We start from the raw sequence: 24,552 nt of genomic DNA, 5'->3' as shown, positions 1-24,552 counted from the left end.
GGCGATCTTAACGTTCAATCCACATCCGCCACCCACAGCACCGACTTGCCGATCTGCTCCCGGGCTTCGATCCGGGCGTGAACGGTCTGGACGTCTTCCATCCGGTAACGACCTTCGATCTCGATCTTCAGTGTTCCGTCGAGAATGGCCCCGAACACGGCATCGGCGCGGCGCTGAACCGTGGCTCCGTCGGCCATGTGATCCGCCAGCCGAGGCCGGGTGAGAAACAGTGAACCGCCCTCCCCGAGTTCGATGGGATCGAGGTCGGTGACTGAGCCGGAGACGTTGCCGTAATTGATGATCAGCCCGCGAGTGCGGCACGCCCTGAAGCTGTCGCGCAGGGTGGTTTTGCCCACCGAGTCAAACACTACATCCACGCCTTTGCCTTGTGTCGCTTCACGAATGCGATCCGCAAAACCGCCTTCGTCGTAGCGCATCGCGTGATGGGCGCCGCGCTCGGTGGCAATCGCGCATTTCCGCTCACTGCTGGCGGTGGCGAAGATTTCGGCGCCCCGTGCCTTGGCCATCTGGATCAGCAACTGGCCGATGCTGCCGGACCCGGCGTGAATCAGGCAGGTGCTCTCTGGCCCCAATCGGGCGATGTCGTCCACCAGGTAATGCGCGGTCGCGCCCTGAAAAATCGTCGCAGCGGCCAGGTCGTAGGGAATGGCATCGGGGATTTTTGCGACCTTTTCAGCGGGCACGCTGGCGTACTCGGCATAGCTGCCCCACGCAATGCACCACGCCACCCGATCACCGACGGCCAGATGCGTAACGCCCTCGCCCACCTCGACAATTCTCCCGGCGCCCTCCATGCCCAGCGTGCAGGGCGCTCGCACCGGGTAGGTGGCGGAGGACGCGTACTTGCCCTGACGGGTGTGCACGTCCATGAAGTTGATCCCGGCGTAAGCGACCTTGACCACTACGTGGCCCGGCGTGACCCCGGGTGTGGGCAGGTCGTTGCGTAAATGCACGACCTCGGGTCCGCCGTAGGTCTGGATCATGATGCCTTTCATCGTGAGTCGCTCCTGGGTCAGTCCGGGACGGTTGTCGTCGTCGATGCGATCCATGTTAAAACGCAGCAGTCGGTTCGATAACTCCCCAAACTTTCCCACCCTCCGTTCGGAAATAACCCGATGTTCGATTGGCAGGATTTGTACGTGTTCTCGGTGCTGGCCCGCACGCAGTCGTTGTCCGCGGCCGCCCGCGAATTGCAAGTAGAGCACGCTACCGTGGGACGGCGCCTCGACGCACTGGAAAAAGCGCTGTGCCTGCGTCTGGTCGACCGTTTGCCCCGCAGTCGGCCGCTGACGGAGGACGGCCGGGCCTTGAGCCGGATTCTGGAAGCGCTGCCCGGGATTGCCAGTGAAGTGCAGCAGTTGTCGCGGGTGGCGTCCATCGACGTGGCCGGAACGGTCAAGGTCAGCGCGCCGCCTTCGCTGGCGATTCACACCTTGGCGCCACGCATGGCCGAGCTGCGACGCCAGCACCCTCGCTTGAACGTGGAACTGTTGCCCTCGCTGTCGCTGGCGGCGCTGGACAAAGGCGAAGCCGACATTGCACTGCGCACGGTGCGGCCCGAGGAAGACGCGTTAGTCCGCCGCAAGGTCGGCGTGGTGCGGTTCGCGCTCTACGCCAGCGCTGCGTTTGCCGAGCAGCCCGCCGAGCAATGGACGTTCATTGGCTACGACGCAAGCCGCGATCACCTGCCGCAGCAGGCGTGGTTGCACCAGATTCGTCGTCATCGCCCGGTGGTGTTTGCCGCCAGCGACTTGATGTCCCAGCAGATGGCGGCCCGGTCCGGATTGGGGGCGGTGGTGCTGCCGACCACCGTGGGCGACGGCGACCCTGCGCTACGCCGTCTGACGGTCGACAGCGAAGGCCCCGCCCGTGATCTGTGGCTGACGGTGTACCCCGATCTTCGGCGCTCGCCGTCGGTCAAGGCGGTGATGGACTTTCTGGTCGAGTGCGTTCACAGCGAGCCACGATTGCGCACATGACCCGGTAAAACCCGTGAAGATCAGGCGTTGACCGCTTCCGACGGGGCCATCGCGAAGCGGTTCTTGCCCGCACTTTTCGCGTCGTACAACGCCAGGTCGGCGCGGCGCATCAGGCTGAACATCGACTCGCCCGGCTCACGCTCCGCCACGCCCACGCTGATCGACAACGTCAGGCCGTATAACGGGCTGGTGTTGACGGCTTCGACGATGGCCAGTGCCAGCCCTTGTGCCGCCGCGAGGTCATGCACGTGAGCCGCGACGGCGAACTCTTCGCCGCCCAGCCGGGCGAAGTTATGGCCCTGGCTCCGGTCCTTCAACAGCCTGCCGACTTCGACCAATACCCGGTCGCCGACGTCGTGACCGTAGCCGTCGTTGATCTTCTTGAAATCGTCGATGTCGAGCATCAGGAAGAACAGCGGCGACGTGGCGCTCCCGTCCTCGATGGTTGCGGTGAGCCGTTCGATGAAGGCGCGCCGGTTGGGCAGCCCGGTCAGGGTGTCCTTGTAGGCCATGCCGTGCAGTTGATGTTGCAGGTCGAACACATCCTTGCGAATCAGGCAAAACGTCTGGCACACCAGCGTGGCCACCAGCAGGCTGCCGGTGATGAGGATCAGTGTCAGGGTCAGGTCCAGTTGCCGGTCGAAGGCCGGTTGCACCGTGTAAAACAGCGTGGCCCAGATGGCCGCGCCGGTGCTCAAGGCCTGCAGTGGATGAAAATGCATGGCCGACACCGGCAAGCTCAAAACCAGCCCGATGGGCAGGAACCACAGCAGCGGATTGCCCAGGGCGATGGCCAGTGAACCGAGGCACGCGGTGCAGGTGCACAACAGCAGCAGCCCGGTCAGCCACAGCTCCCGTGTGGTGCGGGCGCGGTACGTGAGAAAACAGATGACCCCGGCGATGGCGCAGTAGCCATACAACCAAGGGGATATGGGCTGGGTCCGGCTGGCCACGAACAACACCACGCAGCACGCCACGGCGGCCAGAATCTCGCTGGATATCTTGAGCGGCCGCAATTGGGCGAACGACTTCTGCTCAAGACTTTCTTCAGTACCCTGCATGCTTCATCAACCCCGCCAGACGCTCTAATGCCGCTCGCCTTCATCGGGTCGCAGTGCGCAGATAGTACCTAAAACTGCCCGTTGCCATGATTAAGAACGTCACCGTTCGGCGCGTGTACAAGCGCAGAGACGCAAACCACGCTCGGTCACGCGGGGTTTGCGCCTGCTGCGCAGGACGACACGCCTTCAGGGGTTATGCACCACCACGGTGTCATCCAGAAGAACGAACAGATCGTTGAGGTCCTGCCGGGCCTTCGTGGGCGCCGAGCCGAGCACTACGGCGGCGTAACGCAACGATTTTCCCGCCACGGTACGCTCGATGATCACGCAGTCGTGACTGAAGCTGTCATCGCCGAAGCCGATTTTCGACGACACGGCAGTCGGTGTGCGCCCGACAGCCATGAGTGCACTGCCTCCGTAGCTGCCGATCCCGCCGGACATCTGGTTCGCCAGGGTGCGCATCTCGGCAGAGGCCGGGGCATCCACCAGCGTGCCCATGGCCATGGCGGTCATCAAGCGGCCCACTTGCCGGGACGTGGCCACAAAGTTGCTCTTCTGCCGTCCTTGCGCCGTGGCCCAACGCGGTGTGAGGGCCACGCCTCCGGCGTTCGCCGCCGCTTCGGCTGTGTTCCGCACCCAGTCATGGCCCTGATAATCCCCTGACACCCACAGCCCCTTGTTGCTGCCCGCGTCGAAAAAACCGCCATTGGCGAACAGCCCGTTGAGGTAGAAATACCCCAGCGCCAGGATGCAACGGCCCGCAGCGGTGTTGTTCGACCAGCGCATCATCAGCCGCATCCAGTCGTAGAACTGCCCGGGTGGCGCGCCGAACTCACCCGCTGTGTCCAGATCGGCGTTGCTGATCGCGGGCGAGGCGATGGCGAACTCGACCTTGCCCGCAGCCGACAGGGTGAACAGCGTGTTCAATTGTGGAATCGTCACGTCCTGGCCGTTGCCGAGGCTGGTGGTCGGACGGCTTGGAAACAGCGCCTTGAGCTTCGGCGCCCAGGCGCGTTTGATCAGCGGGAACAGATCGGCCGCCGTGGTGATGCCGTTGGGCCGCGCCGCGTCGGCCATGGCCTGAACCCGCGCCCGCAAAGCGAAGGCGGCGTACATCACCGTGACTTTCATCAGGCTGCCGACGAAGACCATGTCCTGATCGTTGAGCCCCGCGAACGCCGCCGACGCCGGAGCCCCGGTCACATCGGCCACTGCCGCGCACAGGTTGTTCGCGGTGCTGACCGTCACCGGCGCGAACGCGGTCGTCATCGAGGCGTTAGCGGTGTCGATGTTCGCCGTGACAGGGCCGGAAAACGGATCGACAGCGTCAGCCCAGGCAGGCACCGGCGTCGTCGGCGTGCCCCCTTCTCCACCGCCGCCGATGGCATCGGAGAAATGCACGATCTGGATGAACAGGTCGCCGGGGTTGTCCGTGACCATTTGCTCGTAGGCGTCGAGGAAGGTGCTGAAGGGCTCGGACACCTCGCTTCCGGTGGCGGGGTCGATGAACACGAATTGCGTGGCCGTGCCGTCGGCGGCGCCGGTCCCGGTGATGCGCGTGACCACCCGCGCATGGGGCGAGAACTGCCCGGTGGCGGTGGACGAATCGGTGGTGATCCACAGCGGCCCGTAAGTGTTCACCCAATCGATGTATTGCGCCATCGAATAACTGGCGGGTGGCTCGCCGACCATGCCGAGCGCGCCGATGAAGGCTTCTTTCTCGGATGACGCCAGCCCCTGCTGGTTCTGGAACTTGGTCAGGTATTGCGCACCGGCCTTCTGCAAGACTTCCTCGACAGTCATGGCATGGCCTTCTTTCCAGCTGACCATCATGGTGGCGACCGTCGCCCAGCACGCCATGCTGTTTTGCTGCTTCATTTTCGGCACGGTGCCCGCGAACTTGGCGACGACCTGCTCCGCCGTGCCCGCCGACACTTCGACCGATTCAGCCACGCCCTCGGGATCGGTTTTTTGCGCCTTGACGGTTTTGCCCTGATCGATCGCCTTGACCGCTGCGGTGGACAGGCTCGATTTTTCGGCACTGGCCCGTTCGAGGGCGGTTTTTTCCTTGTCGCCGCCATCGATCTGATTCTGGATGTGCTCCTTGACCAGCTTGCCGTAATCGTCTTGAGAAATCGCGCCGTCCTGCCGGGCGCTTTTCAGGGTGTCCATGATCTTGTCGGAATTGGCCGTATTGTGGCCCTGGATGGACATTTTCTGCGCCATCTCGGCGAAGGCCTTGGCGTTGTCCTGATTGGAAAGGTAGGTGCGAATCGCGTTCTGCTGGTTCGCGTCGAGCCCGGTGACGTCCTTGAAGATGCCGGCCTTGCCGAGCAATTCGTTGAGCGTCGCCAGCCCCACGCCCGGTTCCGGGTTGGCCGGTGCGTTCTGGATGTTGATCAGCGGCGGCGCGAAGTCCTTGAACACCGCTTTCCAGTCGGTGACCACCGGGGTGGGCGGGGTCAGCGGCGCGATTGAGGTCGGCTCATCGGTGGTGAATTGGGTCCAGTCCTGGGACGTGTTGTCCTTGACCTTCTCGCACGCATCGCAGGCGCCCTGCACCGCTTCAAGGAACACGCCACGGGACGGCACACTGATGCGGAACGGTGGCGGCGGCGTCAACGGCCGGTAGTGATCGAACAGCGACACGTCCACCGCCTCCCCCTGCGCATCGTGCTCGACGATGTATGCCTGACTGACCCGGTAGCCCGCCGCCACGGGAAACACCAGGGAGTTGCCGGTGACGCAAATCAGCTCGTTCTTCACCACCGACGCCAGGCTTCGATAGACCAGCGGCACGCCGCTGTCGTTGTAGACCTGGATCGAAAAACCGTCGAGCAGCATGTAGCGCCGGTTCGGGTCGAGGCCGTACCACAGGCGGTTGTTGTAGTGCTCCAGGTTGCTGTTGAGGTGCTCGGTCAGCTTGTTGACAATGAACACGTCCTCCTTGCGCGGGTTGCGTTGCTCATCGGAGTTCATCGGGGTGGATTGGGTGACGCCGTCGAACAGGTCGTTGCCCAGATAGCCGCTGTAGATCCGCCCGTTGTAGTGAGGCGTGGCGTAATTGACGTTGAGACTTTCCACCGTCAGCGTGACCATGTTGCCCAGCGTGGTGCGGCTGACCGCCGAGACGCTGGCGGCGAAGCTGTAGACCAGTTGAATCTGCGCAATGGCGGCGCGGGTCGAGGTGCTGTTGGCCTGAAAGTTGTAGCGCAGCAACTGTTCTTTGGTGGAGTAGCGGTTCAGCGCGGTGATGTCGAGGGAGCTGAACGGCTTCATGACCAGCGTCGATTGGCTGATCAGCCGCGTCACCAACTGCGGCGCGATGTCGCTGAAGAAAATCCGGTCCCAGTCGGCAATCACGTTGTTGGCGAACTTGTTCAGCAGCTCAAGCGTCGTGATGTCGAGAATGTTGGCGTAGGCATCCCAGAGCTTTTTGTCGTCCTCCATGCCCTGAAAGAAGCTGATGGGGGTCAGCACGTTGTTGACGAGGATTTTCTGGTCATTGAAGGAATGCACGCGGATGCACTGGGCGGGCGACACCGACTCGTAGTTCTCGTCCAGGGTCATGAACAGGTCGAAAATCTTGCCGGGGGTCAGCACGTCATGGGATTCGGTCTGATAGCTGACCGACGGCCCGCCGCCGAACAGCAGCGACAGCCCGCCCGTAGCCGCCGCGATGGCGGTGGACTTGATGTTGTCGCGGATGGTGCCTTCCACGTCCACCCCGCCCTGGGTGGTGACGGTCTTGCGGATGATCGGCAAAGACAGAATCCGGTCGAAACGGGTTTTCGGCCGGGGCAGCACGGCACGCACGCTGAAACTGCCCTTCACTTCAGTGATCGCGTCGTCGCAATAGCGCGTGGCCGGGAAATCCACGTGGGCGTAATGGGTCCTGATCCGCTCGTTGGCGTCGAAACCCTTCAGCAGCGGGTGAACCCTGAGCCAGCTGAACCGCTGCAACCAGGTGTTGGACGGCATGGGCAGCAATGCGGGCGCCAGCACGTCCGACCATTTGTGGATGTTGTCCATGGTGAAGTTGGTCATCAGCAGCGGCACGAAGATGCACTCTTCCACCGCCACCAATTCCTGAAACACCGCGAAGTGCCGCAGCACCTCGAAGTACATCATGGTCAGCGAGTGGCAGTGATTGTGGTTGGCGACGACTTCGGTGGTCGCGCGGTATTGCTGGCCCTCTTGCACGGTGGTGACCACCGACGCATTGAGCTGGCGATAACTGTCGGCGTTTTGCATCACGGCCTGGCGCAGTTTCTCGGCGAAAAATTGCGAGGTATTGCGGCTGCCGCTTTGCGAGGCGCTGCTGCTGGAACTGGCCGTGCCCCCGGCCACGCCAAGTGCGCCTGACACCACACCAATATTGGCGGCCACACCCAGCCCGGCACTCACCCCGCTGGTGGTCGCTGAACTCTGGCCTTGCACGGCTTCCCCCAAAAAGCCGCCCAACTGGTCGGCGATTTCCCGCTCGGAAACGAGGTCAGCGGTCAGCCGCTCGCCTTGGGAAACGTTCTGCGACTCGGCGGCCTGCAACGCGTGGCTCGAATCGAAGACCGCGATCTGTTTCTTCTGACCGGGTGCCAGCGGCAAGGAATACAGCAGGTTGCCCAGGGAATAACCGTCCGCCTTGAACACCGATTTGTAGTGCAGGATGTGGCCCGTCGCGACCGTGACCGCCTGGTAGAACGACAGGTAATCGCCGTCGGCGGGCGTGTCTTGCCAGCGAATGGGGTTGTCCAGGTTCACCGGCTTGCGGTTGATCTGCTGGGTGCCGCCTTCCAGCTGAAACGCCGACACTTCCTCGCCCTGCAAGGTCATCAGGGTGGACCGGGTCAGGGTGTAATTGGCCACATCCGGGTCTGAGGTACGCACGATGGCGGTGTAGTTGTATTCGCTCAGGGTGCGATTGGGCGTGGACAGGTTGATGCAGCCGCCGCCAATGTCCTGCATGTATTCGTCAGAGTTGATCAAGTCTTCCTGCGTCGGCAGGCGGCTGACCTTGCCCGAGCCCGAACAATCGCAATCCTCCTTGTGTTGATCGTCCGGTGGGTCACACACCGGGTCGGTCACCAACAAGTACAGGAAGTCATCGGAAATGGTTTCGTTGGGGGTGTCGGGATTGACCGGGATGTCGGCGGGGGTGTTTGGCGTCAGTGAAATCAGCGCCTGGGCCGCGACGTAATTGCCATAGGGATAGGCCATGGCGAAGTTGCCGTTGCTGTCGGCGGTGGCCTGACCGACCACGCGCCAGACGTCTTCCGGATGCTCCTTGGCTTGAATCAGTACCGTCGCATCCTTGAATGGGCACACCTTGGTCAACCCGACCAGCTTGCCCCGTAGCCGTTTGCCGTCCACCGGCAGGTTCGCAGGGTCCGGGTCCAGCGCGACTGGGCCATATTCAGCGACTTCGATGTGCAGGTCCTTGAGTTGCGCGTCATCCGCCGCGAACTCGTTGCGCCACAGCTCAGCGCCGTCGAAGCCGCGCACCCGCACCGCAATCGGGCCTTGCACGCTGTTTTGCAGCAGCTTGTGTTGGGCGGTCAGTGAAAAGGCAATCCGGTTCTCGGCAGGTGTTTCGGCGTTGTGCAGCCAGTCGTAGGCGATGGAACGAAACCGCGTCGTCCCGTTCGCATCGAGGCCGTTGTATTGCGCGTCCAGGGCGTAGAAGTACAGATCCGGTTTGTCGATCAGGCGGCCATCAGCGGTCGTCACGTGCAGGTGGCCAGCGATGTCGATCCAGACCAGCGCCTCGACCACGATGTCGAAATCGAACAGGGCAAAGAAGTACTGCTTCAGAAAACCGGCGAAGTCGGCCACGTTCTCCAGGTGCAGGCGATTGACGAGGGGCCCAAGACGGTCATTGATGACAGTGTCGGGGGTCATCGGGTCCTTGGGGGAAAGGTCGTTCTCTTCAATCAGGGTTTTCAGGAATTGCAGCAGGCTGACGGTGCCGCGACGACCGGTGATGCGCTGAAACTCGGGGAGCGCTTCGTCGTATCGGTGCTGATTGACCAGGAAAATACTGTTGGCGAGGCCGTTGCTTGTCACCCCGTCGGCATTCGTGCCTTTGATCAGATAGAGCGCGGAAAACGGCGTGGGGTACGGGATTTCCAGCTCGGCGATGGTCAGCTGGAGGGTGATGGGAAAAGCCAGTTGCGGCACGGCCTTTTCACCCTGTTTCATGATGGCGTCGGTGAAACGCTGGAAGTTCAGCAGTTGATTATCGGCGCCGGTCAGGCCGGCGGAAGGAGCGCTGGCTTCATAACGGCTGTCTTTGAGGTGAAGGCTCTGTCGCTGGGTCAACGTGCCAATCTGCGTGCGCTGAATCCCCTGCCGGCTCGGGCCGGGAGAGTAACTGAAGCGGGGCAATTGAAACGTGAGATCGACCGTCCCCGACGGTACGGCGTCGGGGTCCCCTTCATACGTGAAAGACCGCTGTAGGAGCAACATGCGAGATTCCTCTGGTGTTCTTATTAGTTGACGAGGTCCTCCCGACTTCGGACTACCAGAAGAGTCGCGGGAGTATAGAAAAGAGCCCGCACAGCGCAATGGTGTCGAAACGCCGTAATAGAGCGGCGAAACGCCACTTTTCAGGGTGACTCACGCAACGGTTTTGCGGACGCGGGCGTCTGCGCTGGGAGGTTGGGTCGTGATCCTCCAGCAATCCGACCAGTTGCCTTCACGGCGTTAAAAACCCTCCTACACTCCCAATGTCTGTTCGGGGATGACGCCCAGCCGTCCGCTCGCCCCCAGACAATCCCCGCCCCATCAACCGAATCATCCACGCCGTTTTTCACTTCGGGAGGTGTATGTATGTCGAGCAAACGTCCCCCTTTCACCATGGATTGCTGGAACAAGGACTGGATCATCCATGGCCACAAACTGGTGTGCCGGTCCTGTGGTGCCGGGCAGTGCCCCGCGTTGAACGAGCAACCGTTCAGACACACCGAGACCTGCGAGGTCTCTGCGGCCGGAGCCCGTTACCCCTGGCGGGAACTCAATGCCATTCTCAAGGACGGACTGGCCGACGCCAGGCGCATGCTGCATTGACTCGTTTTTTACGCGCCCACCTGTGACGAGCCTTCACACTGGCTGTGCCATCTGCGGTGTTTTATTGCCCGGAACCCTCGCCTACGCTGTGCTCACCCCGGACACACATGCCTCTGGGGATTCTGATCACTGACCGTGGAAAGAGACCGATGAGCACAGCCCCCAAGCCAGATGAACTCGCAATCCCTTATCAACTGCCCCAAGTGCCGTTCATGACGCCGGACATGGTGCACGCTGGCGTCCTCACCGATTGGCTGCAAGACGATAATCTATGGGTGCCGGTCACCGCGTCGGTCTCGTTCAAACCCCTGTTGCTCAGCACCACCGGCGGCTATTACATCAACCTGTTGCGCGTGCGCCAGAGCGGCGTGCTGTCCCGTCATCGCCACAGCGGCGGCGTGCATGCGCTGGTCCTTAAAGGCCGCTGGTATTACCTCGAACACGATTGGGTGGCCACCGAAGGTTCTTTCGCCTACGAGCCACCAGGGGAAACCCACACCCTGTTTGTGCCGGAAGACGTGGAAGAAATGATCACCTGGTTCCACGTTCAGGGCGGTTACACGTACGTTGACCCGCAAGGCGTGGCCGTGGGGTACGAGGACGTGTTCACCAAGCTCGAAACCGCACGCAAACATTACAAATCCCTGGGGCTGCCGGACGAATACATCGAGCAGTTCATTCGCTGACAGGCCGATCTCCGGCGACGGGCGGGTGGCTTGTTCGTGTGCCCGAATGCTGGCAGGCTGCGCCCACCGTAGCCTGTCGCGAGCGTGCAGATGGATAACTACTCACAGATGCTGGCCTTCATGTGGGCGACCGAACATGGCAATTTCTCGGCGGCGGCGCGGGCCAACGGCCTGACCCCTTCGGCCATCAGCAAGCTGATCACCCGGCTTGAAGACCGTTTGCAGGTGCGGCTGTTTCAGCGCGGCACCCGCACGTTGACCCTGACCGAGGAAGGCTCGGCCTATCTGGTCAGTGCGCGGGCGGTGATCCATGCGATGGCGGAAGCGGACTCGCTGGCGGAAGCATTTCCCGGCCGGGTCAGCGGCGCGCTGCGCATTCACACGATGACCACCTTCGCCAAACACCAGATCCTGCCGTGGCTGCCGGAATTCCTGGCGCGCTACCCCGGCCTGACGGTGGATGTGCAAGTGGGGCCGCAGTACGTGGACCTGTTCGATCAGGGGCTGGACGTGGCGATTCACAGCGGCGGACTGCCAGACTCTTCGCGAATCGCGTGGAAGATCGGTGAAAGCGCGTGGGTTACCTGCGCGTCACCGGATTACCTGGCGCGCAAAGGGACGCCTGCTCAGCCGCAGGACTTGCTGAACCACGACTGCTTCAACTTCGGCTTTCACAGCGCCTGGAACACCTGGCAATTTCGTGCCGGGACAGGCGACGCCGAGGCTGGCATCGTCACCCTGCCGATTGCCCCCAAGGCCGTTTTTGCCCAGGGTGACTTGCTGCGGGAGATGGCCTTGAGCGGCGCGGGGATCGTCAAGCTGGCGCAGTTTCACATCGGCGAGGACATCCGGCAGGGTCGATTGGTCCCGCTGCTGAGCGACTTCAACCTGCCGGGTAAAGAGCCGATTTACCTGATTTATTCGAACAGGAAGCACCTGAGCCCGAGAATCCGCGTGTTCCGCGATTTTCTGGAAGACAAGCTGAAGGAACATCCATGGGAATAAGCACGCCGATCAGAACGTCGGCGGCGAAACCGCGCTGACCACCACGCACACTTCGTCGAACGGGTTGCGCATGCGGTGCGGCAAGCGGCTGTCGAAGTAATAGGCGTCGCCTGGCGCAAGGATGCGGACCTCATCGCCGACAGTCATTTCCAGACGACCTTCGATGATGATGCCGCCCTCCTCGGCTTCGTGGGAGTACAACTCTTCGCCTTCCTGGCCGGTGTCGGCGCCGGGTTCGTAGCGTTCGTGAAGAATCATCATCGAGCTGTTGGTCAGGTTGGCCCCGACTTGCCGGTAGGACAGCATTTTGCCGTCTGCCAGTTCGACCAGTTCATTGGCCTTGTAGAACACCGCACGGTCGACGACCGCCGAGTCGGAGAAAAATACGCTCAGGGTGACGTTCAGCGGCTTGAGCAGGCGCTTGAGAATACTGACTGACGGGCTCGATTTGTCGCGTTCGATGATCGACAGCGTGGCATGGGGAACGCCCGCCAGTTCGGCAAGACCACGGATCGACAACCCCCGGCTCTGACGCAGCGCCTTGAGCCGCTCGCCGACCGACGCCGTGTCTTCGCTCGGGACCTCGTCTTCGACGGGCTCTTCCGGCGCGTGGGGGTTGCGGCTGATCGCCGGCGAATCTGTCACGGTTGTGTCCTCGAATGAACTCGGCATGTCACGGGCCGACGCCGCGTGAATGCGCGTATGAGACGGCGTGCATCCGTCGATGCCTGAAGGGTCGCGGTGCACCAAGTTGGGTATTTCGCACCAACCGGCGTCAGCTGACAAGCGCAAAAGTAACAACCGCTGACGACCGATCACCGGACGCGGGCGTGGCCGTGGGCTCGATACCCCGAACGGCGTGAGCTTGACGGCTGGCCTGATCGCAAAAGCCGGGCGTGAAAAAACAATCGCTTACCGGTCATCCGGGCGATTTCAGTTTTCGGGGGCGCGGGAAAATAAAACTTGCTTCGCAGATTTGCAGGTGGTAAATATTTTTACCACCACCACACAACATCATCTGCGTCGAGGTTCCACATGCACAAGAAGCACAAGCCGTGCCACGCTTTAGCCGCTCTCGCGTTGACCGTTGCCGGACTTGCCGCCGCACAGTCGGCAAGCGCCCGTGACCTGACCATCGTTTCCTGGGGAGGAAACTTTCAGGACGCGCAACGTGAGATTTTCTTCAAGCCATTCGGCGAACAGACCGGCAAAAAAGTCCTCGACCAGAGCTGGGACGGTGGCGTCGGCGTGCTCGACGCCAAGGTGAAAGTCGGCAACCCGAACTGGGATGTGGTCGAAGTGGAAGCCGAAGACCTCGCGCTGGGCTGCGACACCGGCCTCTACGAAAAAATCGACTGGGCCAAGGTCGGCAACAAGGCTGACTTCATCCCCGAAGCGGTGAACGATTGCGGCGTGGGCGCCATCGTCTGGAACACCGGTGTGGCGTGGGACGGCGACAAGCTGAAAACCGCGCCGACCTCTTGGGCCGATTTCTTCGACACCCAGAAATTCCCCGGCAAACGCGGCCTGCGCAAAGGCCCGAAATACTCGCTGGAGTTCGCCCTGATCGCCGACGGCGTTAAGCCCGCTGACGTTTACAAAGTGCTGCGCACCCCGGAAGGCGTGGACCGTGCGTTCAACAAGCTCAACAGCATCAAATCCAGCATCGTCTGGTGGGAAGCGGGCGCGCAGCCGCTGCAAATGCTCTCGGCCGGTGACGTAGTGATGAGCTCGGCTTACAACGGCCGCATCACCGGTTTCAACCGCAACGAAGGCAAGCACTTCAAATTCCTGTGGAACGGCAGCGTCTCGGCCATCGACTCCTGGACGGTGCTCAAAGGCAGTGAAAACAAAGCCGCTGCGATGGACTTCATCGGCTTCGCCAGCAAGCCGGAAAACCTCTCCAAACTGCCGAAATTCATCGCCTACGGCTTGCCGAACAAAAAGGCCAACGAGCTAGTTCCTGCGGACCTGAAGGCCGACCTGCCGACCACCCCGGACAACCTCGCCGCCGCGCTGCCGCTGGACGTCGAGTTCTGGGTCGACAACACCGAATCGCTGACCGAGCGCTTCAACGCCTGGATCGCCCAGAAGTAATTCCGGCGCATTTTCCGCCACCGTTCCAGCGTGGCGGCTCACCCTGCAAACCTCCGCCATGTCGCGCGCCCGTGCGCGACGTGACGGCCACTGATTGCTTCTTCATTTTGCGTGAACAGGCAGATGAGTAGCGAAGACGGCACCTGCCTACACCCTGATGAGGGCTGCGACATGAAACACCTGGTCAGCTTCAAGAACATCCAGAAAACCTACGACGGCTTTCGTCCGGTCGTGAAAGACCTGAACCTGGACATCGCCGAAGGAGAATTCGTCACCCTGCTCGGCCCTTCCGGCTCGGGCAAGACCACCAGCCTGATGATGCTCGCCGGTTTTGAAACACCGACTCAGGGCGAGATCTTTCTGAAAGACAAACCGCTGCACAACCTGCCGCCGCACAAACGTGACATCGGCATGGTGTTCCAGAATTACGCCCTGTTCCCGCACATGACCATCGAGGAAAACCTCGCGTTTCCGCTGTCAGTGCGCAAGATGAACCGCATCGAGCGCGCCGAGAAAGTGCGCCGCGCCCTCGACATGGTGCGCCTCAACGACTTCGCCAAACGCTACCCGGCGCAGATGTCCGGTGGCCAGCAACAGCGTGTTGCCCTGGCCCGCGCGCTGGTGTTCGAACCCAAGCTGGTGTTGATGGACGAGCCCTTGGGCGCCCTCGACAAACAGCTGCGCGAGCACATGCAGCTGGAGATCAAGCACCTGCACAAACAGTTGGGGCTGACGGTCGTTTACGTGACCCACGACCAGAGCGAAGCGCTGACAATGTCGGACCGCGTGGCCGTGTTCAATGACGGCGTGATCCAACAGATCGACACCCCGGCGGCGATCTACGAAACCCCAACCAAAAGCTTCGTGGCCCAGTTCATTGGTGAGAACAACACCCTGCACGGCACGGTGCTGTCCCAGGACGCCACCCACTCCACCGTTCGCTTGAAGGACGGCAGTCTGGTTCAGGCGATCACCGTGACCGGCGCACAGCCGGGAGAACCTGTCGCGCTGTGCATCCGTCCTGAACGCGTGCTTGTCAGCGCAGCAGGCAGTACGCCCCTGACCGCACGGATTCGCGAATACATCTACCTCGGCGATCACGTGCGCATGATCACGGAAATCGCAGGGCAACCTGACTTCATGATCAAACTGCCCGCCACCCAAATGGACAGCAGCTGGACCGTCGGCAGTTCCATCGCCCTGTCCTGGGCGCACGAGCACATTCGTGCGCTCGACGTCATCCAGCATTGAGGTGCCGATCATGAGTCAGACCGCCGTTCTGTTGCACCGCGACGAAGACCCCGTCGACCTGAGGGCCAAACTCAGAAGGTCCCAACGCACGTATAAACTGAAGTCGCTGGCGCTGATCGCGCCGCTGTTCCTGTTCGTGCTCGTGTGCTTTGCCTTCCCCATCGTCACCCTGCTCAGCCGCAGCGTCGACAACCCCGAAGTCAACACCGCCATGCCCGCCACCACCGCTGCCTTGAGTGGCTGGGAAGGCACCGAATTGCCCGGCGAAAGCACCTACGCCGCGTTGATCAAAGACCTTGCCAGCGCCAAGGAAAACGGTCAGATCCTCGCCCTGAGCAAGCGCCTGAGTTACGAGATTCCCGACTACCGCACCGTCATCACCAAAACCCTGCGCAAGTTCCCCGACGACGGCGCGGCCTCGAAACGCGAGGCGCTGATCGACGTCGACAAAGCCTGGGGCGATGTCGCGTACTGGAAAGCGCTGAAACAGGCGTCGTCGAAACTGACGCCCTATTACCTGCTGGCGTCCGTCGATCATCGGCTGGATTCGGCGACGGGCAATCTGGTGAAGGCGGAGCCAAATCAGTCGATCTACGTGGACATTTTTGCCCGCACCTTTTACATCGGCGCCATCGTCACCGTGCTGTGCCTGATCCTGGGTTTCCCGGTGGCCTACTGGCTGGCCATTTTGCCGGAGGGCAAAAGCAACCTGCTGATGATCTGCGTGCTGCTGCCGTTCTGGACCTCGCTGATCTTGCGCACCGCCGCGTGGATCGTCCTGCTGCAATCGGACGGTTTGATCAATCGCACACTGATGTTTTTCGGCATCGCCGATGCGCCGATCCAACTGGTGTTCAACCGCACCGGAGTGATCATCGCAATGACCCACGTGCTGCTGCCGTTCATGATTCTGCCGCTGTACAGCGTGATGAAAAGCATCCCGACGAACTACGTGCGGGCCGCCATTTCCCTGGGCGCGCATCCGTTCGTGGCGTTCTGGCGGGTGTACGTGCCGCAGACCTTCGCGGGCCTGGCGGCGGGCGCTCTGCTCACGTTCATCCTCGCCATCGGTTACTACGTGACCCCGGCGCTGGTGGGCGGTGCAGCGGATCAGATGGTCAGCTACTTCGTCGCGTTCTACACCAACAAGACCGTGAATTGGGGCATGGCGTCTGCCCTTGGCAGCCTGTTGCTGATCGCCACCCTGCTGCTCTACGCGGTGTACGGCAAACTCACCAACCCGACTCAGGCGAGGTAATCGACATGTTGCAACCCTACGCATCCCCCGCCGAAAAACTCGCCCGCTTCGGACTCGTCTCGGTGTCGATCCTGATCCTGCTGTTTCTGATCGTGCCGATCCTGGTGATCATCCCGCTGTCGTTCAACTCGTCGTCGTTCCTGACGTACCCCATGGACGGGTTTTCCATGCGCTGGTATCAGGAATTGATGTCTTCGGAAGAATGGCGGCAGGCGTTCAAAAACAGCTTCATCATCGCGCCCGGTGCGACGCTGCTGGCGATGGTGTTCGGCACCATGGCCTCGGTCGGGCTGTGCCGCGGTGACTTTCGCGGCAAGAGCGTGGTCATGGCGTTCCTGATTTCGCCGATGATCGTGCCGCTGATCATTGTCGCGGTGGGGCTGTATTTCTTCTTCGCCAAGCTGCAGTTGCTCAACAGCTACCTCGGCCTGGTGCTGGCCCACGCCATGCTCGGCGTGCCATTCGTGGTGATCACGGTCAACGCGACGCTGCAAGGTTTCAACACCAACCTGAGCCGCGCGGCCGCGAGCCTGGGTGCCCCGCCGCTGACAGTGTTCTTTCGCGTCGTGCTGCCGCTGATCGCGCCCGGCGTCATCTCCGGGGGGCTGTTCGCCTTCGCCACCTCGTTCGACGAAGTGGTGGTGACGCTGTTCCTCGCCAGCCCTTCGCAACGCACCTTGCCGCTGCAAATGTTCGCCGGGATTCGCGAGAACATCAGCCCGAATATCGCCGCCGTCGCCACCATCATGGTCGTGCTGTCGGTCTTGATGCTGCTGACGCTGGAGGTGCTGCGGCGGCGTAACGAAAAATTGAAGGTCAAACAACAATAAACAGGCGGCAGTCCCTTGTTCGGGACGTATTGAAAACCATGTGAGGCCGCCCCGACCCTATGCCGGTGCGGCAAACGACTGTCCGGATTCAGAGGTTGAGAATGGCTAACTTAGTGGGCGATGTATCCAGCGCCGCGCGTATCCTGCCGGAACTGAACGGTGAAAAGCTGTTCATCCAGAAAGGCAAAGGCGCCTGGCTCTGGGATGACAAAGGGCGTCGGTACATCGATACCGCGCTGGGTTTCGGCGCGGTGCTGTTGGGTCACGCCAACGACACCGTCAACGAGGCCGTGACGCACGCATTGAGCGACAGTGCCGCGCCGTCCTGGGCCCACGTGCGCGAACACGCGGCAGCGACGGCGCTGGCGAAGCACACGGGCGAACTGACCAAAGTGATGTTCACCAACTCCGGCAGCGAAGCGGTACACCTCGCCTGCCGAGCCGCCCGTGCGTACACCGGGCGCGGCAGAATCGCCAAGATGGCAGCGGGGTTCGACGGCTGGTTCGATGACGTGAGCTTTGGCAACGTGACCTCCAACGAAGCGCGTTTCGAAGACGGCGCTCGCCCCGCGACCGAACGCACCACGCTGCTGCGCTTCAACGACTTCGCTGACGTCGAGCGGCTGTTTGCGGAAGACGGCGATATTGCGGCGGTGATCCTTGAACCGATGCTCGCCAACGCGGGCTGCATCATGCCGGTGCCCGGTTACCTCAAGCATGTCCAGGACATCGCGCACGCACACGGCGCGCTGGTGATCTGCGATGAGGTCTTGATGGGCTTTCGTCTGTTTGCCGGGCTGGCGGGTTTGCGCGAAGGCCTGGACCCGGACCTGGCCAGCGTCGGCAAGGCGATCGGTAACGGCGTGCCGGTCTCGGCGGTCGTCGGCAAGCCGCATATCTTGCAGGGCTTCGAAGAAGGCCGCGTCGCCCGTGGCGGCACGTTCAGCGGTAACCCGCTGGCCTGCGCGGCGGTCAGCAGCACCTTGGCGTTGCTGGATCAAAGCGATTACGAGCAGTTGGTGCAGCGCGGCGAGCACCTGCGTGTGGCGATCGAAGAGATTTTCAACGCCCAGGGCATCCAGGCCGTGACCAGCGGGTATGGCAACGTATTCGGCATCTGGCACGCCGACGTTGCGCCCGTCACGTATGAAGACGCTTCAAAGGTCGCCAACCCCGCCTTCACCAAAGCCCTCCACCTCGCCCTGCGCGAAGCCGGTGTGCTGATGATGCCGTCACCCTATGGACGGATCTACATCTCGTTCGACCACGGGGATGAAGTGATTAATGCGATGAAAGTGGCGTTCGAGCAGGCGGCTGTAAAACTGCGCGCCGAGTTCGGCAGCCCGTGATTCAAGCCTGTGGTGGGTCAGCCGGCTGTGCAACGCCTGACCCACCGCTTCGCGGCCGTCGCACAGCTCGGGCTGCTCCCACAAGGTTCAGGCCGGTCGCGAAATCCTCACGCACCGCAAACCCCGTGGGAGACGCCGGGGGGACGACGGCAGCGATGGCGACCTATCTGACCGCCGCCACTGACTGACCTCAGCTCACCAAACCTGGCGCAGGCCCCAGCTCCGCACGCAACTTGCTCAACGCTGCGTAGGCCTTGTCGCGATACGCCAGCAGTTCGGCGCGTTTTTCCGGGTCGATGTCGAGAAAACCGTGCCCGGACTTGAGGCCGTAGTTGCCGCCGTCCACCAGGTCTTGCAGGGCTTTCGGCGCCGCCAGACGGTCGCCATACGTGCCCGACAGCGTTTTGTAGGAAGACGCATAAACGTCCAGCCCGGCCATGTCGCCAATCGCGAACGGCCCGAACAGCGCCAGACGGAAACCGAAGGCATTGCTCACCACCAGATCGACCTGTTCCGGCGTCGCCAATCCCTCTTCTACCACCATCACCGCTTCCTTATAGAGCGCGAACTGCAAACGGTTGGCGACGAACCCCGGAGTGTCCGCGACCCGCGCAGGCACCTTGCCGACCGCGCGAATCAGCGCTTCCAGCGTGTCGACATGAGCGGGCAATGTGTGTTCGCTGGCAATCAGCTCGACGCTCGGAATGAACGGCGCCGGGTTCATCCAGTGCACGCCCAGAAAACGCTCCGGGTGAGTGACGAACTTCGCCAGTTCGCCAATCGGAATCGCCGAGGTGTTGGTGCCTATGATGGTGTCCGCTGCCGCCGCCGCCGACACGCGCCCCAGTACATCGCGCTTGACGTCCATCGATTCGAACACCGCCTCGGTCACGTAATCCACGCCCTCGACCGCCTCTTCGATGGAGCCTGCGGCGGTCAGGTTTGCACTCAGCCGCGCATGGGCATCTTCTGGAAACAGCCCGGCTTCGGCGAACGCCTTGGCCTGTTTGAGCAGGCGCTCCAGATTGTCCTTCGCCACGCTGGCGGACACATCGCCCAAGACCACCTGCGCGCCGCCCAAGGCCAACACTTGAGCGATGCCGCCGCCCATGTAGCCCGAACCGACTACGGCCACTTTCTTGATCGTCATGCTGCAACTCCTATTCTTGAATGACAGACCCAGCCATCAGAGATGCTGATCGCTGCGGTCCTTGAGACTCGACAAAGCCAGTGCGGCAATCACGCCGCCCGCCGCCAGATAAGCCGCCACCGCATACCCCGAACCGAAGCTGACCAGTAGGAACGACGCGATCAGTGGCGCCGGACCACCGGCCACCAGCGAGGACATCTGGTAGCCAACCCCCGCACCGGTGTAGCGAACGTGCACCGGAAACTGCTCGGAGATCAGCGACGCCTGGGCGCCGTACTGAATGGCGTGAGGCACCAGCGACAGGGTAATGGCGATGAAAATCCAGGTTTCGTTGCCCGAATTCAGCACCCAGAAGTACGGGAACGCCATGAGGATCAGCACCGCACACCCGAAGTAATACATGTTGCGGCGACCTACCCGGTCCGCGAGGTTGGAGAAAATCGGCAACAGGATCAGGTCGAGGATCGCTGCGGACAACGTCCCAAGCAGCACAAAAGTGCGCGACACGTGAGCTGTCTGCGTCGCGTAATCGAGGATGAACGCCGTAAAAATGTAGAACGGCATCTGCTCGGACATGCGCAGGAACGCCACTTTGACGATCTCGCGCCAGTGGTGTTTGACCACGAACTTGAGGGGGCTTTTCTCGATTTGCTGGTTCTGCTTCTTCGCCGCGAAGGACGGCGTCTCTTCAATGGAGAGACGCACGAGCAGGCCGACCACCACCAGAATCCCCGACAGCAGGAACGGAATGCGCCAGCCCCAATCAAGGAAATGCTCGCCGGTGAAATAGCTCGACCCCATCACCGCCGAGGTCGACAGGATCAGGCCGATGGACGTGCCCAGTTGCGGCCAGGCGCCCGCCGCACCGCGCTTCTTCTGATCGCCCCACTCCAGCGACATCAACGCCGCACCGCCCCACTCACCGCCCACGCCGAAGCCCTGGACCAGACGCAGGATGATCAAGATCACCGGCGCCCACAGCCCGATACTCTCGTAGGTGGGCAAAAATCCGATGAGAAAGGTCGCCAGCCCGGTCATCACCAGCGTGACGATCAAGGTGGTCTTGCGCCCGACGCGATCGCCGTAGTGACCGAAAACTGCCGCGCCGATGGGGCGAATCGCGAAGGCGATGGCAAAGGAGGCGAACGACAGCATCAAGGAGACGAGTCGGTCATGGGTGGGAAAAAATAACAGAGGGAACACCAGCGCAGCCGTCGCACCATAGATGTAATACTCGTACCACTCGATGGTGGTGCCGATCAGACTGCCCACCGAAGCCCGGCGGCGCTGTTTGAGCTGGTGAGCGGTGGTTTGCGCCGACTGCGCAACCGGCTCGGTGTTGGGCGCAGAGGTGCTGCCTCCCAGGGTACCGTCGAGTGTAGACATGAAGCTGCCTCCGTTATTCTTATTGGGGTAGGCAAAGCGCGCGGAATGGCCTGTTCAGGCCCTCTGGCTAGCGCTCTGTCATGAGCGACGCGTTGTGGCGTGTGGCTTTTACATGTGAGCAGCTCACAGTATTTGTTATTTTTTCACAATGTCAAGCAATCTGCGTTAAGATTTAACAGCGCAAGCTATCACTTTTCACATTCAGGATTCTTGATGAACACTGATGAACAGACCCACCGCACGCTCTACCTGATCCGCCACGGCGAAACCGACTGGAACGCCAAACGCCTGTTGCAGGGGCGTCGCGACATCCCTTTGAACGCCGTGGGTAAAGGCCAGGCGGCGGTATCCGGCACCTGTCTCAAGTGGCTGCTGCCAGACGCGTCGAGCACCGACTTCATCGCTAGCCCGTTGGGCCGCACGCGCGAGACCATGGAAATCATCCGTCAGCGAATGGGGCTGGACGCCGGGGATTACCAGACCGATGAACGGCTGGTGGAGATCAACTTTGGCGAGTGGGAAGGACTGGACTGGCAGCAGATCGCCGAGCGTCAGCCGGAGCGTTACGCCGCACGGCAGGCTGATCCGCTGAATTTCATGCCCACCGAGGGCGAGAATTACCCCCACGTGTTCGAGCGCGTCGGCAGCCTGCTGGGTTCATTGCAGCGGGACACGGTTCTGGTCGCCCACGCCGGGGTGCTGCGCAGTTGCCTGGCGTTGCTCACCGACGTGCGGGATGACGAGGTGCCGCTGCTGGAAATCCCGCAGGACCAGGTGCTGATGGTGCGCGATGGCCAATTTGCCTGGATGCGGGTCAGCACGGCGCTGGATGGAAGCCGCTGACCGTAGGGCGACGTCAACGGCGATCAGGCGAGGATCAGTTCGATGCCCGAACGGCGAATGCCAGCGGCGGCATCGGTCGTCAGCCCGTCGTCGGAAATGATCGGATCGAAGCGGTCAAGACCGGCGACGCGGTACATGCCGAAGGTGCCGTATTTGGAGCTGGTGGCCATCAACACCACCTGCGACGACCCGGCCATGGCGGCCTTCTTGACCTCGACTTTGGCCTCTGACGGTGTGGTGATGCCCCGTTGCAAGTCCCAGGAGCTGCTGGAAATGAAAGCAATGTCGGTGGCGAGATTGCGCAGGGTGTCGGCAGCGAGGGTGCCGATGCCGGTGATGTTGTCGTGGTCCAGCACGCCGCCGGTGTGAATCACTTTGACGTGCCGCGCTTCCGACAGGGCGATGACGATGCTGAAATCGTTGGTGACAACGGTGATGCCTTCCAGCGCAATGATATGCGGCACCAGGCACAGCGTCGTGGTACCTGCATCGAGGTAAACCACCATCCCCGGCTTGAGGTACTGCGCGGCGATCACGGCCATGCGCTGCTTCTGCTCGGATTCGAGAATCACCCGCTTGTGGTGGCTCGGCTCGTTGGCCATCTGACTCGCCAGACGCACGCCGCCGGGCACGGAAAACACCAGTCCTTCCTGCTCCAACAGCGCGATGTCCCGGCGCACGGTCATGTGCGAACAATTGAAGATTTCCGTGAGCTGCACGACGCTTAACGTTTGCTCGCGCCGAAGCCTGCGAATGATCATCTCGCGACGTTGCGCCGGTTGCATCGGCGGCGCATCAGGTGATGGCAGAAGGTCTTCGCTCATGGGGGCTCTTGGGGTCGGGTTGAGGGCGTAGATTAACGCACAACGTCAGGCGGGCGCTGCTGATTGCACCCGTTTCATTTACCACTCCAACCTGATGCGGCTCTCGAATACCCGCTCCTCCCCCGTCACCGGATCGACGAACCGCAACCCCCGCGCCAGCAACTTCAGCGGCCGGTCGTAATCATCCACGGCGTCCTTGATCACCTCGGGATAGAAAGGGTCATTGCAGATTCCTGCGCCCAGCGCCGCCATGTGCACCCGCAATTGGTGCTTCTTGCCGGTTACCGGGTACAAGCCATAACGCCACAGGTCGCCCTTGCGCTCACAGACTTCGATGCGGGTTTCGGTGTTGCTCTGCCCTTCCCCTTCCTGCATGCGAAAAAACGGCTCGCCATCCACCAGACGGCTCTTGTGCACCCGAGGAAATTCCAGCTCAGGCAAGGCGCGGGCGATGGCTTCGTAGCGTTTGTCGATTTTCCGGGTGGGAAACAGCGCTTGATACGCCGAGCGGCTGTCTTTATTCGCGGAGAACAGCACCAGACCTGCGGTGTGGCGGTCGATACGGTGCAGCGGCACCAGATTGGGGTTGTCGAGCGTACGAATCAAGCGCCGCAGCAACGTCTGTTCGACGTACTCCCCGGCAGGCGTGACTGGCAGGAAGTGCGGCTTGTCGGCGACCACCAGATGCTCGTCGGCGTACAGAATCGTCTCTTGCACGGGAATCGCCACTTCATTGGGCACTTCGCGAAAATAGTGAATGCGCAGGCCTTCACGGTACGGCAGGTCCAGTGCGATGGGCTGTCCTTCACCGTCCAGGACTCGACCACGGGCAATCCGGTCCAGCCATTGTTCCCGGCTGATAGCGCTGAAGCGTTCGCACAGGCAATCGACCACCGTCAGCCACGGCCCCGGTGGAAGATAAAGGGTGCTGGCCTGGCGTTCGGCGGCGATGAAAGCGGGTTCGGACATGAGGGGCTCTGAATCGGTGATCGGGCGGACACGACAAGCCCGGCATTATCGCCCAGCCCCGCCGCGTTGCGCGAGCAGAGCTGCAACAGGGATGACGGTGTGGTGGACACTGCCGTGACGATTTGTCGCAGCCCGATTCAGTACCAGTTGTCAGACATCCATATGACAGCGGTAGAAGCGACAACTGATTTGTCCTAAAATGTTTCCAAATCGGCAAGCAGGCGCGACACCGATCGACATCAACCGGGCCTTCACAGACCCACCCGATGACCGAATCCGAAAACGCCTGCCGGAACTGAACTCATAAAAAGAAAGCCCGTCCTCGACGGGCTTTTTTCGTTTTCAGCGTTTGTTCCGCGCATCGAGCGCGACCGCCGGACTCGCAACGTCGGCACTGAAGACCCAGGACACCCCGGTGTTCTCACTGCCCACGACAGATTTTGTATTTCAAACTTTGAGGTGACACCCATGCTGGTTCAACTGTTTCAATGGATCAAACGTCTTTCCACCGGCACACCGGCCGAAAGCGAAGAGCGCTACTCGCAATCCTTCCAGGACGAAGAAAGCGATGTCGGTCGCTGGACCTTCATGTCGGTGTTCATCGTCTTCACCCTGAGCCTGTACATCGTCGCGGGCCTTGGCTACTACGCCAAAGTGCACGTCTGGGATGGCATGAGCGAAGCGCAGAAAGAAGCCGTTGCGAAAGCGATGGTCGTGGACACGCAATATCTCTGATTGACCGACCTGGATTGAGCGCCCCGGACTGAGAGACCGCCCG

At 61.7% G+C, this 24,552-nt stretch carries 19 protein-coding genes; 11 read left to right on the top strand and 8 right to left on the bottom strand.

The window, feature by feature from the left end; translation table 11 throughout:
* Positions 1-14 precede the first annotated feature (14 nt).
* On the bottom strand, positions 15-1,016 hold the full coding sequence (locus tag ACWKWE_RS00430) for a quinone oxidoreductase family protein (protein WP_483849959.1): 1,002 nt from the start codon (positions 1,014-1,016) through the stop codon (positions 15-17).
* A gap of 120 nt (positions 1,017-1,136) precedes the next feature.
* On the opposite strand from ACWKWE_RS00430, the gene ACWKWE_RS00425 reads away from it, so the two are divergent.
* Positions 1,137-2,000: a LysR family transcriptional regulator gene (locus tag ACWKWE_RS00425; RefSeq protein WP_483849235.1), complete on the top strand. Its 864-nt coding sequence runs from the start codon at positions 1,137-1,139 to the stop codon at positions 1,998-2,000.
* A 20-nt stretch (positions 2,001-2,020) separates the two neighbouring features.
* Here ACWKWE_RS00425 and ACWKWE_RS00420 read toward each other — a convergent pair whose 3' ends face one another.
* Both ACWKWE_RS00420 and ACWKWE_RS00415 read right to left on the bottom strand, forming a co-directional pair.
* Entirely contained in the window at positions 2,021-3,061 is a 1,041-nt protein-coding gene (locus ACWKWE_RS00420; protein WP_166595315.1) for a GGDEF domain-containing protein, read from the bottom strand.
* Positions 3,062-3,247: 186 nt separating this feature from the next.
* Entirely contained in the window at positions 3,248-9,526 is a 6,279-nt protein-coding gene (locus ACWKWE_RS00415; protein ID WP_483849234.1) for a papain-like cysteine protease family protein, read from the bottom strand.
* Between the two features lie 363 nt (positions 9,527-9,889).
* Between ACWKWE_RS00415 and ACWKWE_RS00410 the strand changes: the two genes are divergently transcribed.
* The 3 genes from ACWKWE_RS00410 to ACWKWE_RS00400 all read left to right on the top strand — a co-directional run bounded on the left by ACWKWE_RS00410 (position 9,890) and on the right by ACWKWE_RS00400 (position 11,817).
* Positions 9,890-10,126: a hypothetical protein gene (locus ACWKWE_RS00410; protein WP_166595313.1), complete on the top strand. Its 237-nt coding sequence runs from the start codon at positions 9,890-9,892 to the stop codon at positions 10,124-10,126.
* 149 nt (positions 10,127-10,275) lie between these two features.
* Positions 10,276-10,812, top strand: a complete 537-nt coding sequence (locus tag ACWKWE_RS00405) for a 2,4'-dihydroxyacetophenone dioxygenase family protein (protein ID WP_166595312.1) — start codon at positions 10,276-10,278, stop codon at positions 10,810-10,812.
* Positions 10,813-10,902: 90 nt separating this feature from the next.
* Complete coding sequence (locus ACWKWE_RS00400; RefSeq protein ID WP_483849233.1) at positions 10,903-11,817, top strand: LysR family transcriptional regulator; 915 nt, start codon at positions 10,903-10,905, stop codon at positions 11,815-11,817.
* Between the two features lie 9 nt (positions 11,818-11,826).
* Here ACWKWE_RS00400 and ACWKWE_RS00395 read toward each other — a convergent pair whose 3' ends face one another.
* A complete protein-coding gene (locus tag ACWKWE_RS00395) occupies positions 11,827-12,462 on the bottom strand; it encodes a cupin domain-containing protein (RefSeq protein WP_166595310.1) in 636 nt (211 codons plus the stop codon).
* 390 nt (positions 12,463-12,852) lie between these two features.
* Here ACWKWE_RS00395 and ACWKWE_RS00390 point away from each other — a divergent pair, with 390 nt between their 5' ends.
* The 5 genes from ACWKWE_RS00390 (at position 12,853) to ACWKWE_RS00370 (ending at position 18,602) form a co-directional block, all read left to right on the top strand.
* Positions 12,853-13,914, top strand: coding sequence for an ABC transporter substrate-binding protein (locus ACWKWE_RS00390; RefSeq protein ID WP_166595309.1), 1,062 nt, complete (start codon positions 12,853-12,855; stop codon positions 13,912-13,914).
* Between the two features lie 171 nt (positions 13,915-14,085).
* Positions 14,086-15,165, top strand: coding sequence for an ABC transporter ATP-binding protein (locus ACWKWE_RS00385; protein WP_166595308.1), 1,080 nt, complete (start codon positions 14,086-14,088; stop codon positions 15,163-15,165).
* Positions 15,166-15,175: 10 nt separating this feature from the next.
* Positions 15,176-16,423 carry an ABC transporter permease gene (locus tag ACWKWE_RS00380; RefSeq protein ID WP_483849232.1) on the top strand — a complete coding sequence of 416 codons (1,248 nt, stop codon included), beginning with the start codon at positions 15,176-15,178 and terminating at the stop codon, positions 16,421-16,423.
* Positions 16,424-16,428: 5 nt separating this feature from the next.
* A complete protein-coding gene (locus tag ACWKWE_RS00375; RefSeq protein WP_166595306.1) occupies positions 16,429-17,253 on the top strand; it encodes an ABC transporter permease in 825 nt (274 codons plus the stop codon).
* 101 nt (positions 17,254-17,354) lie between these two features.
* Positions 17,355-18,602, top strand: a complete 1,248-nt coding sequence (locus ACWKWE_RS00370; RefSeq protein WP_483849231.1) for an aspartate aminotransferase family protein — start codon at positions 17,355-17,357, stop codon at positions 18,600-18,602.
* A gap of 190 nt (positions 18,603-18,792) precedes the next feature.
* On the opposite strand, the gene ACWKWE_RS00365 is transcribed toward ACWKWE_RS00370, so the two are convergent.
* Positions 18,793-19,752, bottom strand: coding sequence for a 3-hydroxyacyl-CoA dehydrogenase family protein (locus ACWKWE_RS00365; protein ID WP_483849230.1), 960 nt, complete (start codon positions 19,750-19,752; stop codon positions 18,793-18,795).
* 36 nt (positions 19,753-19,788) lie between these two features.
* Positions 19,789-21,138: an MFS transporter gene (locus tag ACWKWE_RS00360; protein ID WP_483849229.1), complete on the bottom strand. Its 1,350-nt coding sequence runs from the start codon at positions 21,136-21,138 to the stop codon at positions 19,789-19,791.
* Positions 21,139-21,351: 213 nt separating this feature from the next.
* Between ACWKWE_RS00360 and ACWKWE_RS00355 the strand changes: the two genes are divergently transcribed.
* Positions 21,352-21,981, top strand: coding sequence for a histidine phosphatase family protein (locus ACWKWE_RS00355; protein WP_483849228.1), 630 nt, complete (start codon positions 21,352-21,354; stop codon positions 21,979-21,981).
* A gap of 23 nt (positions 21,982-22,004) precedes the next feature.
* Here the strand turns inward: ACWKWE_RS00355 and ACWKWE_RS00350 are convergent, their stop codons facing one another.
* Together ACWKWE_RS00350 and ACWKWE_RS00345 are read right to left on the bottom strand one after the other, a co-directional pair.
* Positions 22,005-22,805 (bottom strand): DeoR/GlpR family DNA-binding transcription regulator, encoded by an 801-nt coding sequence (locus ACWKWE_RS00350; RefSeq protein ID WP_483849227.1) that lies wholly within the window; start codon positions 22,803-22,805, stop codon positions 22,005-22,007.
* 78 nt (positions 22,806-22,883) lie between these two features.
* Positions 22,884-23,774 (bottom strand): pseudouridine synthase, encoded by an 891-nt coding sequence (locus ACWKWE_RS00345; RefSeq protein WP_483849226.1) that lies wholly within the window; start codon positions 23,772-23,774, stop codon positions 22,884-22,886.
* Positions 23,775-24,242: 468 nt separating this feature from the next.
* Between ACWKWE_RS00345 and ACWKWE_RS00340 the strand changes: the two genes are divergently transcribed.
* Positions 24,243-24,509 (top strand): hypothetical protein, encoded by a 267-nt coding sequence (locus ACWKWE_RS00340; RefSeq protein ID WP_341964082.1) that lies wholly within the window; start codon positions 24,243-24,245, stop codon positions 24,507-24,509.
* Positions 24,510-24,552: the final 43 nt, after the last annotated feature.

The sequence above is a fragment of the Pseudomonas salicis genome, assembly GCF_057128705.1.
Note: the sequence above shows the minus strand (reverse complement) of the source record. Positions and strands in the feature narration are given on the sequence as shown.

Coding starts and splice junctions, on each gene's coding strand:
- ACWKWE_RS00385 (WP_166595308.1), top strand. CDS start 14,086: ATGAAACACCTGGTCAGCTTCAAGAACATCCAGAAAACCTACGACGGC.
- ACWKWE_RS00360 (WP_483849229.1), bottom strand. CDS start 21,138: ATGTCTACACTCGACGGTACCCTGGGAGGCAGCACCTCTGCGCCCAAC.
- ACWKWE_RS00380 (WP_483849232.1), top strand. CDS start 15,176: ATGAGTCAGACCGCCGTTCTGTTGCACCGCGACGAAGACCCCGTCGAC.
- ACWKWE_RS00375 (WP_166595306.1), top strand. CDS start 16,429: ATGTTGCAACCCTACGCATCCCCCGCCGAAAAACTCGCCCGCTTCGGA.
- ACWKWE_RS00425 (WP_483849235.1), top strand. CDS start 1,137: ATGTTCGATTGGCAGGATTTGTACGTGTTCTCGGTGCTGGCCCGCACG.
- ACWKWE_RS00390 (WP_166595309.1), top strand. CDS start 12,853: ATGCACAAGAAGCACAAGCCGTGCCACGCTTTAGCCGCTCTCGCGTTG.
- ACWKWE_RS00355 (WP_483849228.1), top strand. CDS start 21,352: ATGAACACTGATGAACAGACCCACCGCACGCTCTACCTGATCCGCCAC.
- ACWKWE_RS00400 (WP_483849233.1), top strand. CDS start 10,903: ATGGATAACTACTCACAGATGCTGGCCTTCATGTGGGCGACCGAACAT.
- ACWKWE_RS00370 (WP_483849231.1), top strand. CDS start 17,355: ATGGCTAACTTAGTGGGCGATGTATCCAGCGCCGCGCGTATCCTGCCG.
- ACWKWE_RS00345 (WP_483849226.1), bottom strand. CDS start 23,774: ATGTCCGAACCCGCTTTCATCGCCGCCGAACGCCAGGCCAGCACCCTT.
- ACWKWE_RS00410 (WP_166595313.1), top strand. CDS start 9,890: ATGTCGAGCAAACGTCCCCCTTTCACCATGGATTGCTGGAACAAGGAC.
- ACWKWE_RS00365 (WP_483849230.1), bottom strand. CDS start 19,752: ATGACGATCAAGAAAGTGGCCGTAGTCGGTTCGGGCTACATGGGCGGC.
- ACWKWE_RS00430 (WP_483849959.1), bottom strand. CDS start 1,016: ATGAAAGGCATCATGATCCAGACCTACGGCGGACCCGAGGTCGTGCAT.
- ACWKWE_RS00420 (WP_166595315.1), bottom strand. CDS start 3,061: ATGCAGGGTACTGAAGAAAGTCTTGAGCAGAAGTCGTTCGCCCAATTG.
- ACWKWE_RS00340 (WP_341964082.1), top strand. CDS start 24,243: ATGCTGGTTCAACTGTTTCAATGGATCAAACGTCTTTCCACCGGCACA.
- ACWKWE_RS00405 (WP_166595312.1), top strand. CDS start 10,276: ATGAGCACAGCCCCCAAGCCAGATGAACTCGCAATCCCTTATCAACTG.
- ACWKWE_RS00350 (WP_483849227.1), bottom strand. CDS start 22,805: ATGAGCGAAGACCTTCTGCCATCACCTGATGCGCCGCCGATGCAACCG.
- ACWKWE_RS00415 (WP_483849234.1), bottom strand. CDS start 9,526: ATGTTGCTCCTACAGCGGTCTTTCACGTATGAAGGGGACCCCGACGCC.